The organism is uncultured Polaribacter sp. (assembly GCF_947501385.1).
In the GTDB taxonomy this organism is placed as follows: domain Bacteria; phylum Bacteroidota; class Bacteroidia; order Flavobacteriales; family Flavobacteriaceae; genus Polaribacter.
Genome location: NZ_CANMVP010000006.1, coordinates 1 through 11,517 on the forward strand (window position 1 = coordinate 1; position 11,517 = coordinate 11,517).

The 11,517-nt window shown below is 30.7% G+C and carries 13 protein-coding genes; 3 read left to right on the plus strand and 10 right to left on the minus strand.

Annotated features, from left to right (window positions below):
- Nucleotides 1-489: 489 nt before the first annotated feature.
- A complete protein-coding gene (locus Q0998_RS05195; protein ID WP_299667179.1) occupies nucleotides 490-1,194 on the minus strand; it encodes a pseudouridine synthase in 705 nt (234 codons plus the stop codon).
- A 106-nt stretch (nucleotides 1,195-1,300) separates the two neighbouring features.
- Between Q0998_RS05195 and Q0998_RS05200 the strand changes: the two genes are divergently transcribed.
- Complete coding sequence (locus Q0998_RS05200; protein ID WP_299667182.1) at nucleotides 1,301-1,846, plus strand: DUF4251 domain-containing protein; 546 nt, start codon at nucleotides 1,301-1,303, stop codon at nucleotides 1,844-1,846.
- Nucleotide 1,847: 1 nt separating this feature from the next.
- Here Q0998_RS05200 and Q0998_RS05205 read toward each other — a convergent pair whose 3' ends face one another.
- The 6 genes from Q0998_RS05205 to Q0998_RS05230 form a co-directional block, all read right to left on the minus strand.
- A complete protein-coding gene (locus tag Q0998_RS05205; RefSeq protein WP_299667185.1) occupies nucleotides 1,848-2,282 on the minus strand; it encodes a DUF805 domain-containing protein in 435 nt (144 codons plus the stop codon).
- 441 nt (nucleotides 2,283-2,723) lie between these two features.
- On the minus strand, nucleotides 2,724-4,058 hold the full coding sequence (locus Q0998_RS05210; protein ID WP_299667187.1) for a DUF58 domain-containing protein: 1,335 nt from the start codon (nucleotides 4,056-4,058) through the stop codon (nucleotides 2,724-2,726).
- 75 nt (nucleotides 4,059-4,133) lie between these two features.
- Nucleotides 4,134-5,153, minus strand: a complete 1,020-nt coding sequence (locus tag Q0998_RS05215; protein ID WP_299667189.1) for a MoxR family ATPase — start codon at nucleotides 5,151-5,153, stop codon at nucleotides 4,134-4,136.
- 2 nt (nucleotides 5,154-5,155) lie between these two features.
- Nucleotides 5,156-6,367 carry a DUF4350 domain-containing protein gene (locus Q0998_RS05220; RefSeq protein ID WP_299667191.1) on the minus strand — a complete coding sequence of 404 codons (1,212 nt, stop codon included), beginning with the start codon at nucleotides 6,365-6,367 and terminating at the stop codon, nucleotides 5,156-5,158.
- Entirely contained in the window at nucleotides 6,364-7,080 is a 717-nt protein-coding gene (locus Q0998_RS05225) for a hypothetical protein (RefSeq protein WP_299667193.1), read from the minus strand. The genes Q0998_RS05220 and Q0998_RS05225 overlap by 4 nt, the downstream gene beginning before the upstream one ends.
- A complete protein-coding gene (locus Q0998_RS05230) occupies nucleotides 7,080-8,045 on the minus strand; it encodes a stage II sporulation protein M (protein ID WP_299667195.1) in 966 nt (321 codons plus the stop codon). Before Q0998_RS05230 ends, Q0998_RS05225 begins: the two co-directional genes overlap by 1 nt.
- 22 nt (nucleotides 8,046-8,067) lie before the next feature.
- On the opposite strand from Q0998_RS05230, the gene Q0998_RS05235 reads away from it, so the two are divergent.
- Nucleotides 8,068-8,880, plus strand: a complete 813-nt coding sequence (locus Q0998_RS05235; protein WP_299667197.1) for an RDD family protein — start codon at nucleotides 8,068-8,070, stop codon at nucleotides 8,878-8,880.
- A gap of 150 nt (nucleotides 8,881-9,030) precedes the next feature.
- Nucleotides 9,031-9,309, plus strand: a complete 279-nt coding sequence (locus tag Q0998_RS05240; RefSeq protein WP_299667199.1) for a type II toxin-antitoxin system RelE/ParE family toxin — start codon at nucleotides 9,031-9,033, stop codon at nucleotides 9,307-9,309.
- Here the strand turns inward: Q0998_RS05240 and Q0998_RS05245 are convergent.
- The 3 genes from Q0998_RS05245 to Q0998_RS05255 all read right to left on the minus strand — a co-directional run bounded on the left by Q0998_RS05245 (nucleotide 9,300) and on the right by Q0998_RS05255 (nucleotide 11,515).
- Nucleotides 9,300-9,617 carry a hypothetical protein gene (locus Q0998_RS05245; protein ID WP_299667201.1) on the minus strand — a complete coding sequence of 106 codons (318 nt, stop codon included), beginning with the start codon at nucleotides 9,615-9,617 and terminating at the stop codon, nucleotides 9,300-9,302. The two genes, Q0998_RS05240 and Q0998_RS05245, sit on opposite strands and share 10 nt — an antisense overlap.
- A gap of 297 nt (nucleotides 9,618-9,914) precedes the next feature.
- Nucleotides 9,915-11,084, minus strand: a complete 1,170-nt coding sequence (locus Q0998_RS05250) for a HEPN-associated N-terminal domain-containing protein (protein ID WP_299667203.1) — start codon at nucleotides 11,082-11,084, stop codon at nucleotides 9,915-9,917.
- 53 nt (nucleotides 11,085-11,137) lie between these two features.
- Entirely contained in the window at nucleotides 11,138-11,515 is a 378-nt protein-coding gene (locus tag Q0998_RS05255) for a hypothetical protein (protein WP_299667206.1), read from the minus strand.
- Nucleotides 11,516-11,517 lie beyond the last annotated feature (2 nt).

The following is an 11,517-nucleotide window of genomic DNA, read 5'->3' on the forward strand; positions in this document are numbered from 1 at the left end:
GCTTTTGCAGTAGCTACATCAAAACAAAAATATATAGAAAATTATCAACCAAATATTTGTTTTTAAGCACAGTTCATTCCTGCGTAGGCAGGAATCCACTTATTAAGAGGAAGTTTAATTATAAGATTCCTGCCTTCGCAGGAATGACAGCTTTATGCAAGCGGATTTTTCCAAGAAAACGCTTTAAACAACTCTATCCAATCTTTTGGGAAACTTGCTATTAATACTAGTTTTTCTGATGAAAAAAGGATGTTCATTTGATACACAATCTATTGAATATTAAACCTGTCACATGGTGGAGATTCACAGAGTGTTTCCGCAGAGATTTGCAAAGTTTTATTGAAAGGGAATATGTTCACGTATCATATCAGGTTAAGAAAAATCTGTGTAGCTCTGTGTTTTTTCTCCTGTCATTCCTGCGTAGGCAGGAATCCACTTATTAAGAGGAAGTTTAATTATAAGATTCCTGCCTTTGCAGGAATGACAGCTTTATGCAAGCGGATTCTTCCAAGAAAACGCTTCAAACAACTCTATCCAATCTTTTGGAAATCTTGCTGTTAATACTAATTTTTCTAATGAAAAAGGATGTATAAATTCTAGTTTTCCTGCATGTAAAAATAAATTCTTCCACCCAAACTTTTCTGCATACATCAGATCATGATTTTTATCACCATATTTTGCATCACCAATTAAAGGATGGCTAATTTTGTTTGTATGCACTCTTAATTGATGCATTCTACCCGTTTTTGGTTTCATTTCAACCAAACTGTAACGTGAAGAATCATAAGGTTTTACAGGAACATCTAACAAAACCTGTGCTAGCGTTTTTAAATGCGTTAAAGCCTCTTTATGTACATTGGCATCGCGTCCTTTAACAGGAGAATCAATTATTTTTGTTTCGGGTGAAAAACCTCTAATTACGCCGAAATACGTTTTTTCAATTTCTTTGTTTGTAAATAATTCTTGAAATTTAGAAACATAGCTTTTCTCTTTGGAGAGTAATATAATTCCCGAAGTTTTTCTATCCAATCGATGGATAGGATATACTTTTATTCCTTTTTCAGCTTCAATGAATTGTAAAAGAGAGGTTTCATCTCCAACATTTCTAGAATGAAAAGCATGATGCACCAACATATTGTTTGGTTTAATCACGCATAAGATGTATTCGTCTTCAAAAATGACTTCTATACTCATTGCTATTTTTTAGTTTCCAAAAATACTCTTTAATTTGTGATATCTTTAAATAATATTTGGAGTGAATTTTGTAAATTTAGTACGTTATTAATCAATTAATTATCATATGATGAAAATAGCAATTTTAAGTCTTTTCCTAGTTTTTATGAGTTGTGGAAGCTCAAAAAGTGCTGCAACACAAGCGGAAATTATAAATTTAAAGCAAATAGTAGCTACTAAAAACATAACAGCTTCTTTTGATTGGGCCAGACCTTTGGGGCTTATGAATAATGTAACAGGTATAGAAAACTTATTACCTCCAGGAAGTACTGCGAATAGTATAAATCTTATCGGAAATCCTAATTTCTTCCGTATAAAAAATGATAGCATTCATATGGATTTGCCTTATTATGGGCAACAACAATTGGGCGGAGGTTATAATTCAGATAGTGGCGTAAAATTTGAAGGTGCAATAAAAAAAGAAAAACAACTTTACGATAAAGAAAAAGAAGCCTATGTTTTAGAGTATTGGTTAAATGCAAAAAATGAAAACTATAGCGTAGTACTTACCCTTTTCGCCAATAATAAGAGCAGTTTAAATGTAAATAGTAGCCATAGAACAAACATTAGTTATGATGGTAGCTGGGAAGAATATAAAGAAAAAAAGAACTAAATTATTCTTGACCAATAAAATCGATCTCTCTGTTATTTCCAATTCCTTTGGGATTTTCTCCCCATTTATTCGTTTTAGCTTCTCCATCCATACAAGTTAATATTAGAAACCAAAACGAGCCAATATAAGGGATGAAATTTATTAAAAACCAAGCACCACTTTTTCCTAAATCGTGCATTCTTCTTGAACTTAAAGCTAAAGATGGAATAACAGTTGCTAAAGTATACAATCCTAAAATTTGTAAAAAAAGATAGTTTGTATGGTCTTCTTCAAAATTTTCTTCAAATAAATTTGAAGTATCATTTGTATAAAAATAGAGAATCAATAAAAGTCCCGAAAATAAAATATGAAATAGACAAAACATCCAGTATTCTTTTCTTCTTACTCTTCCAGAAAACTTAAAGTAATTTTTTAAAACATGTAGATACCAATCCATTTTTATTCATTTTCTTGTTAAAAGTCGAAAATTTGCAATTTTATTGCAGTTACTTTAGTTTTTATACTCTTTTAAGAGATTCGGAACGCTCGAATAGACATATTTACAGACATAACCGCTTAATATTTTTTTTCTTGGGTCTACCATTGACGTAGCAAGTTACTGTTTTACAAATTATTAATATATGTCTGGTCGAGCGCAGTCGAGACCTCATTAAAACCTCTCGATAGCTTCGCTAGCTACTTTCAATGAAAATGTATTTTCATTTCAGTAATGCTCGAGGAGACATTACGTCATTCCAACCGCTTGATAAAAATTTTTCTCGGGTCTCTAACAGACATGATTACAAGGATTCTGTCTTATCATTTTCTAAAAAAAAGTGCACTCTTTTAGTTAAACTATGGATTTGAAATCCATAGTTATTTATCGTAAATATAAAAACTAAAACAATCCTCTCGATTTTAATTCTAAATATTTGTTGATGGTATCTCCCGTTAGATTTTCTGGAGATGTTAAAACCGATTGAATTCCGTATTTCTTTAATTCATTTACAATTCGTACTTTTTCATACATAAACTTTTCAGCAATAATACTGTCATATACATCTTGAATTGTAGCTGCTTTTGAATTGATTAAAGTTTGTAGTTCTGTATTTTTAAAGAAAACAACTAACACTAAATGGTTTTTGGCCAACGCACGTAAATAGGTAAGTTGTCTGTTTAAACCGTCCATTGTTTCGAAATTTGTATATATAATTAACAAACTTCTATGTGTTATTTTTCTTTTGATAACCGCGTATAATGTACTAAAATCAGATTCAGAAAAGTCTGTTTTTAGATTGTGTAACGCTTCAGAAATTAAACTCATTTGCGAGTTTCTTTTTTCAGCAACAATCCAATCTTCTAAGTTTTTAGAGAAAGACAACATGCCTGCTTTGTCTTGCTTTCTTAAAATAATATTGCTAATTGCTAAAGTTGCATTGATTGCATAGTCTAACAAACTCAGTTCGTTAAATTGCATTTGCATAGCGCGTCCTTTGTCTATGATTGAATAGACAGGTTGCGATTTTTCTTCTACATATTGATTCACCATTAATTGATTCCGCTTCGCAGTTGCTTTCCAGTTTAAGGTTCTTATATCATCACCAGAAACATATTCTTTAATTTGTTCGAACTCTAAAGAATGTCCAATTCTTCTTACTTTTTTTGTTCCGTAGGAAATCGCATTATTACTAAACGCTTTAAAATCGAACGCTCTTAATTTTAAAAAAGAAGGATAGCATTTTAAGACGGTTTCTTCTCCTAAAATATATTTTTTGGTGGCCAATTGCAAAGGAGAACTTGCATACACATTACTTTTTCCAAAATTATAGACACCTCTTTCTGATGGTTTTAAATCGTAATATATTGTTTTTTCTTCTTTGGAAGGAATCACTAAAGGAAAAATAAAATCTCTCTTTTGGAATTGATAGGGGAGTTCTTCAATAATAGATAAATGACTTGTAAAAGTATATTGGTTTTTTATTTTTAGAGTGACTTTATTCAAATCGCCATTAGACAATCTTTCAGGTAAAGAACGCTTCAATGAAACTCCTTTTTTAAGATGGTACAACAAAAAGATGTCTACAAACACTAAAATGGTGATGACACAAAGCAACACTTTAGAAACTTCATAGAATATAGGTGCAAAAAAACCTATCACGAAACATACAGCCACCGTTCCTAAGAAATAGAAAAAACGATTGTTTAAAAATAATGTGTTGTAAAAGTGTTTCAATATTTTAATGACTTATGACTATTTGACTTATGATGTACGACTGCAAACTGCCAACTGTTTACTGCGTACTAAAACCTACCTAGGAATCTCCACAGCCTCAATAATCTGTTCTATAATTTGTTTGCTGGTTAAACCTTCCATTTCTCTTTCTGGTGTTACAATAACCCTGTGTTGCAATACCGGAATTGTTGCTTTTTTAATATCTTCTGGCGTAACAAAATCTCTTCCATCTATTGCTGCAAAAGCTTTAGAAGCGTTTAAAATGGCAATGCTTGCTCTTGGTGAAGCGCCCAAATATAAAAACGAATTAGATCTTGTATTCACTACAATATTCGCGATGTATTTTAAAAGATTTTCTTCGATAGCAATTTGATTTACCAAATTTCGAAACTCAATAATTTTTGAGGCAGTAATTACGGTTTCAATTTTACTCTCTTTTGTGGTGTTTTTTAAAGCTTGTTCTTTTAGAATAATGTCAAACTCTTCATCTGCATTTGGGTATTCAACATTAATTTTGAATAAAAAACGGTCTAATTGTGCTTCTGGCAATCTGTAGGTTCCTTCTTGCTCGATTGGGTTTTGTGTTGCTAACACAATAAAAGGCTCTTCCATTTTATAGGTTTTGCCATCTATAGTTACTTGCTTTTCTTCCATCACTTCAAACAAAGCAGCCTGTGTTTTTGCTGGTGCTCTGTTGATTTCATCAATTAAAATCATGCTAGAAAAAATAGGGCCTTTTTTAAACTCAAATTCCGAGGTCTGTAAGTTATACACAGAAGTTCCTAAAATATCTGATGGCATTAAATCTGGCGTAAACTGAATTCTACTAAAATCTGCAGCGATGGTTTTAGACAATAGTTTTGCCGTAATGGTTTTTGCGACGCCCGGAACACCTTCAATTAAAACATGTCCGTCGGAAAGTAGCGCAACAATTAACAAATCGAGCATGTCTTTTTGACCCACAATTACTTTCTGTAACTGTTGCTTTATTTTGTATACATTTTCTTGCAATTCAGCAACATCTATTCTGTTTTCAAACTCAATTCTTTCAGGAGTTTGTTCGTTGTTTACCTGTTCTATGTTTGGTGTATCCATCGTTATTTTTTAAAGAAGTTTTCAATCATTTTATGCAACCCAATGAGTTCTTCTTCAGAACATTCAGGTTTTTTATTTAGAGCAATTATGGTATGTATCAAATATTTTGTTTTTTGTAATTCGTTGCCTGATTTGGCGGCTAATTTTTTTATAAAATCGGCATTTAAATTTAAGGTATGTATCAAGTATTTAGAACGTACTTTCTCTAAGAAAAAAACAATCTTCTTATCTACTAAGACCTTATGATCTGCTTCACTTAAATACAAATTAGAAATGGTTTGCGTAAATGCTACCGTGGTATTTTCTAAAGGTGCTAGAACAGGAATTGCTCTTTGTTTTCTTCGTGCGTTAAACAACATAAACAATAACAAACCGGCTACTGAGACAAATAAAAACCAAGTTAAGGTTTCATGCTGAAAAAAGAACTTAAAAATAGAAGGTTTTTGTTCTTTAGTATCAGAATACTTGCTAGATTTTATATGCACATCCCATAAAATAGATTTTTTTGGCAGATAGGATAAGAGGTTCTCTACATAATTTTCTTTTCCGTTCAATAAGAAGTAATTTGTAAAAACTACAGGATTTGTATGCAAGTAGAAAGCACCTTTGCCATGATAAATCTTTACAAAATTTGGTACTTCTTCACTATCAATTTTTGTGGTTCCTAAAACAATGGTTTTGTTCTCATTGTATTCTAAAAAATAATTTCTACGGATGTTTCTTTCAAACACATAAGGTGCATCTACAAAATCTGTATGTTTTAAGTAAAATTCGCCTTTTAACCTTTTTAAAGCTGCAATAGAAGAAACTTTCTTATCTAAGTTATTGGTGGTGAATTCTAATTTTTCTTTAAACGATTCTTTAAAATAATTTAACGCGATAAAAGCGGTGTTTCCTTGTTTTACAAAGTTTAATAATTCTATGGTTCCTGCTGCTGTTTGCTTACTGGCTGCATTCTTAATTAAGAGATACGTCTTGTTTTTTGTGGAATCTTTATCATCATTAAACAGTAAATAATCATAGAAATTCTCTTTTAAAAATGTTGTGTTTTGCTCCTGAAACAGCGTGTCTATTTCTTTCGAAATGATATAATTCCCAAACGGACTTTTCTCTTTCTCTCTATAATTTTCTACCCAATCTGTCTTTTTACAACTCGTAAAAATGATGATGAATAAAAGAAGTATTAATTTTTTTATGTATTGAAGTTGTATCATTTATGTGTGTTCTTTTTAAATGATTTGTACTTCTCTTGAATCTTACTAAAATCGGTTGTGTTAATTGAGAATTCTCCATACCAAACATAGGTATAGACATAAGAAAGATACGAAAATTCGTCTCTCATACTTCCTTTTTCTAGTTCAAATTTGTATGCTGCATTGGTTTTGTCTTTATGATAATCAATCAATTTTTTATTGGCTAATAACTTTAAAACGGATAAATAATAATACCGAATCGCCAATCTGTAGTTTTGTGCTGCAATGGCTTGTTGTAGCAAGGCTTCTAAATCTACTTCATGAATGTCTTCGTCTTCATATACCAATTTTTCTGCAACTTTCTTTTTTCCTTTTTTGAAATTCCAAAAACTCGTTTCTGAACCCAACATAATTTTTAATATCACAAAAACAATAAATCCGCCTAAAAGAAACGGAAAAATACTTTTCATAAAAAAGACGAATGCTTTTAAAAAACCTAGGTTAGGAGCAGTGCTATTCTCTTTTTCATTCTCAGGTACTTCCACATAAATAAAATCTTTTTCGGTATACTTTTCCTTTAAATCTCCTTTGAAGGTTCGTTGAGACGTATAATTAATGGTTTTAAGATATTTTGTGGTGTCTTTTACAGTAGCAATACTGTCTAAACCTTTTTCTTGACCGTTTAGTACGAAAGCAAATTGTGTGCAAATGATAAGTATAAAGAGCTTTTTCATCAACGTAATTGGTGTTTTCTAGCCACTTTAAAAGGCAAGATTAAATAGTAATACCCAATAGTAGCAAGGCTACATAGAATAATTGCGAAACAAATAATTGTAGGCATGGTATTCGAATACCTTGTGATATAGCCTTCTAAAAATGCTGCTGCGATGGTAAATGGAATGGTGCTGATAAATATAAAAAATGCATTTCTAACACCTTTTTTAAAGGATTCAAATCGTTTTAAAGTTCCTGGAAATAAAATACTCGCACCAATCATATAGCCTGTTGCTGCCTGAATGATAATTCCGAAAATTTCATAAGTTCCATGAATCCAAATGCCTTTGATGCTATCGAAAAGGCTGTTTTGTTGGTAAAAAAAGGCTTGAAAAACAGCGACCATAATCCCGTTTACAACTACATAAAAACCAGTTCCAATCCCCAGAAATAAGCCCGAAAGAAACATATTTAAACCTACTCTTTGGTTGTTATTGTAAATGCCTATAAAGGTGCCCCAGTTGCTACCGCTTTTATAGATGGCCATTGCATCGCCACTTTCTATATTATCTAAGGTTTGGTCTATGTATTCATTCCCCAGAATTTGGCGTGCAAAAGTTTCGTCATTAAAGGTAGATAGCAATCCTATAAAAAAGCAGATAAAGAAAAACGCAAATGACAAATAGATGTATTTTCTATATTGATAGGCGAGGAGTGGCACTTGATCAAAAAAGAAATACAATAGAATGTTTTGGTCTCTTCTTTTGGCATGGTATACCTTGTCGAAACTACTTTTTGCCAGTTTATTTAAGTAGGTAGTAACCTTACTTTTAGGATAATAGGTTTGTGCATATACCAGATCGTTCATGATCTTAATATGCAGGTTGGCGATGTCGTCTGAACTTATTTTCTTTTTATTTGAAATTACTTGTTCAAATTCGAGCCATTTTTCTTTATTTTGCTTTATAAAAGCGACCTCTCTCATGAAGAGCGAATTTAATCATTGCATGAAAAGACTCCAAATAAAAACCGCACAAAATGTAAATATTAACTTTACCCTAGCCAATGTTGGCATGCGTTTGTTGGCCTTTGTTGTAGACAATGTGCTAAAGTTTGCGTATTTGTACTTTGTGTATTATGTATTTGATTTTCAGGTAGTAGAAAGAGTTTTCTCTGGAGATCATTGGACTGCACAGGCTGTTGGTATCTTAGTTTTGATTCCTGTTACTTTTTATTCGCTGTATTCTGAAATATTGTTAGACGGGCAAACGGTGGGCAAGAAACTCCTAAAGATTAAGGTCATTAATGAGGATGGTTTTAAACCGTCTATCACAGATTTTATCATGCGTTGGCTTTTGCGGATTGTAGATTTTAACTTGTTTATTTTATTGGCTGTTTATATGTATTCTTTAGGCTTAGAGCATGAAGATCTTATTATGGGAGTCTGTTTTATTGTTGGTAAATTGGTAGGATTGCTACTGATTATCTTTACAAATAAAAACCAGCGCTTTGGTGATATTATTGCCAATACCATTGTGATTTCTTTAAAAGACGAAGCCAAATTTTCTGATACCATTTTAATGCATCTTACAGATACTTATTTGCCAACATATCCGAATGTGATTCAATTGTCTGATAATGATGTTCGCATTATTAAAGATACATTTGCATCTGCTAGAAAGTTTAACGATTATAAAACGTTGATAAAACTGCGTTCTAAGATTATTGAAGTCACGCAAATCACTTCAAAGCATAAAAGCGATTCTGAATTTATAGATACCGTGCTTAAAGATTATAATTATTATACACAACGGATGTAGTGGATGGATTGTTAAATATTCTATTTAACATAATGTAAATTATAGTACATTTATATAATTTATTGTATATTAGCTTTTTAAATAATTATATATGAATAATTTACGCTGTTATTATTATATTTTTATATTAAATTATACTATGTTTGACGTATGAAAATTGTTTGGTCAGTTAATGCTAATTTAGAAAACTTAGATAATATTGAATATCTTTTAGACAAATGGAGTTTAAAAGTATGTTTAAATTATGAAGAAAAAATAATGCGAACCGAGAAATTACTTTTGGCTAATCCTAAACTTGGAATTTTTGATAAAGAATTATTAATTTATAAAATATTGGTAGTTCCTCAAATTTATATGCTTTATGATATCTCTGATGAAACTATTCAAGTGGTTAGTATTTGGAATAATTATCAAAAACCTTATTTATGAGATAGTATCTTTTCTCTCATTTGAGTTTTCATTTCTTCTGATGTTAAAATATTTCCATTCTTAAAATCATTTCTTCCATTTTCAATACTTTTCAATAATTCATTCTTGTAAGATTCTTTTGGATATAATGCCTTTGTAAGTATATTAATTTCATCAATAGTAAAAGCATTTTCTCTTAATTTTCTATAATATGTAGGTGCTTTTAAATTTAATAATTTTATAAAATAACTTGCTTTATAATCAGTTTTACTAATCAACTCTGGTATTTTATGAACATATTTTGTATATTCTTCTACTATCTGTATCATTTTATGATAAATTTTAGTTATTTATAATAACAAATATAGTGAATTTTGCGATAATATTGTTTAAATATTTTAATACTACGTTGTCTAGTATACGGCTCAATCGCTATATTTTAGATTATTTAGCGTTAAGAAAATGTACAGTGTACATTTTTAGCTAAATATTGTAATTTATAACGTATTGCTAACTCTCTAAAATATGTACGCTCATTCACCTATTGTTTTACCAAAGTTTTCTGAGGCCGTTTTGTCAACGCTACCATCTGGGTAGGACTCTTATTGTTTCTATTTTACATAATATTATAAATCTTTAACCAAAGATGTTTTAATACTCGATTTAGAAAATTTTAATTTATCCAATGAATCCTCGTGATTGTAGAAAAGCACTATATTCTTTGACTTTGAGTCTTTAGCAGAATGATATATCATCCCATCAACATTTAAATCTGGATTATATCTAATATATTCGGTTATTACTTGTGTTTGCAAATATTCAAGGATTGAATCTTTTTGAAGAACCGGAAGGCTTACTTCTTCAACAAATGAATGCATAAAGTAAATTATATCTATTGATTGATTATTACTCTCATCAAATACGGATGGCGTGTCGGGAAGCTTTGTTAAATCAACAAGCCTTATCGCTTCTGCATTTCTAAAAATTGCTGTAGAGTAATAAGGCATTGTTGTTCTCTTTTTACTCACGACTTCTTTAATTGTAACATTTTTATTTTTACTACAATAAAATAATGATATTCCTGCCGCATTCATTCTACCAGCTGTTTTATTTAGAAAATTTGGCAGCGAAGCTATTTTGGCAGCACCTGTAACTTCGTTTTCAGTAGTATGCTGTCTAGCCCTATACAAAATTGTATTTTCTTTAAGAGTGCTAATCATATTATGATGGAGAATAGTAGCTGCTACTTGATGTAAAATATCTGAAGGATCTGATAAATTCCACTTTCTAAATGTATTTGAAAAGTGAAAAGCGAATCTAGCCTTATGTTTCAATACTTCTTTAAAATGACTCCATAATTCATCTAAATAGTCTTGATGGGAACCAAATTCATTTTTTTCACAATATAATTGATCTGTATAAAGTTGATTACTTACATCTTCTAGTAATTTTCCATCTTCAATTCTTAAATCAAAGGGATCATCCCACCATAGTTCTTCAAAGGGCTGTATATTTCCATCAAATCCATATTTAGTATCTTTATTATAATATCTGCTATCTAAAGGATCCTCATAGATATAACTTAAACCAACTGCTATTAAAGTTAAAACTGCTTCTAATTCGATTACTACAAGTCTTTTATCGCAGTAAGAACAAATACCTCTAATTCCATTATTTCCAATATAATTATTTAAAAAATCATCATTAAAATGATTTTTACAGACATATGTGCCTATATCAAAATAATATCCTTCCTCAACATCACCTGGATAATGGTATCTTTTTGTCCACGTCATAAATCTAAATTAAAGGAGCCCCTTCCCTCCTATTAGTTTTTGTTTTTCGCATATTAATCATTAACGACCCTTAACACGAGATACTCTTCCCATAACATCTCGGCTAAATCATCTATATGATTTTCAACAAACTCTACACCTTGTTTAGTTAATTTACCAACGATTTTGAAAGGTCTCCAAGATTCTAGTTTAATTAATTTAGCAGGAACTAGATGTGAGTTATTGTATTGGATTTTATAATTATGTTGGTCTAGGTCTTTTGTTTCAAAATGATCTTTATGCATTGGAATATTTTCCTCATATTCAGAAGATGTTGTTAACATTCCTCCTAGAAAATGTCTTGTATCTTTTCCTGAATAAAAAATAATGTAATGTAGACCAGCATCTTTATGTCGATTTTTAGCTTCTAATATATCTCCTCTTTCTATCATAA

What these genes read in the sequence shown, in the direction of transcription:
- Q0998_RS05195 (WP_299667179.1), bottom strand. Translation starts at nt 1,194, where the DNA reads ATGAGTATAGAAGTCATTTTTGAAGACGAATACATCTTATGCGTGATT.
- Q0998_RS05200 (WP_299667182.1), top strand. Translation starts at nt 1,301, where the DNA reads ATGATGAAAATAGCAATTTTAAGTCTTTTCCTAGTTTTTATGAGTTGT.
- Q0998_RS05205 (WP_299667185.1), bottom strand. Translation starts at nt 2,282, where the DNA reads ATGGATTGGTATCTACATGTTTTAAAAAATTACTTTAAGTTTTCTGGA.
- Q0998_RS05215 (WP_299667189.1), bottom strand. Translation starts at nt 5,153, where the DNA reads ATGGATACACCAAACATAGAACAGGTAAACAACGAACAAACTCCTGAA.
- Q0998_RS05220 (WP_299667191.1), bottom strand. Translation starts at nt 6,367, where the DNA reads ATGATACAACTTCAATACATAAAAAAATTAATACTTCTTTTATTCATC.
- Q0998_RS05225 (WP_299667193.1), bottom strand. Translation starts at nt 7,080, where the DNA reads ATGAAAAAGCTCTTTATACTTATCATTTGCACACAATTTGCTTTCGTA.
- Q0998_RS05230 (WP_299667195.1), bottom strand. Translation starts at nt 8,045, where the DNA reads ATGAGAGAGGTCGCTTTTATAAAGCAAAATAAAGAAAAATGGCTCGAA.
- Q0998_RS05235 (WP_299667197.1), top strand. Translation starts at nt 8,068, where the DNA reads ATGAAAAGACTCCAAATAAAAACCGCACAAAATGTAAATATTAACTTT.
- Q0998_RS05240 (WP_299667199.1), top strand. Translation starts at nt 9,031, where the DNA reads ATGAAAATTGTTTGGTCAGTTAATGCTAATTTAGAAAACTTAGATAAT.
- Q0998_RS05245 (WP_299667201.1), bottom strand. Translation starts at nt 9,617, where the DNA reads ATGATACAGATAGTAGAAGAATATACAAAATATGTTCATAAAATACCA.
- Q0998_RS05250 (WP_299667203.1), bottom strand. Translation starts at nt 11,084, where the DNA reads ATGACGTGGACAAAAAGATACCATTATCCAGGTGATGTTGAGGAAGGA.
- Q0998_RS05255 (WP_299667206.1), bottom strand. Translation starts at nt 11,515, where the DNA reads ATGATAGAAAGAGGAGATATATTAGAAGCTAAAAATCGACATAAAGAT.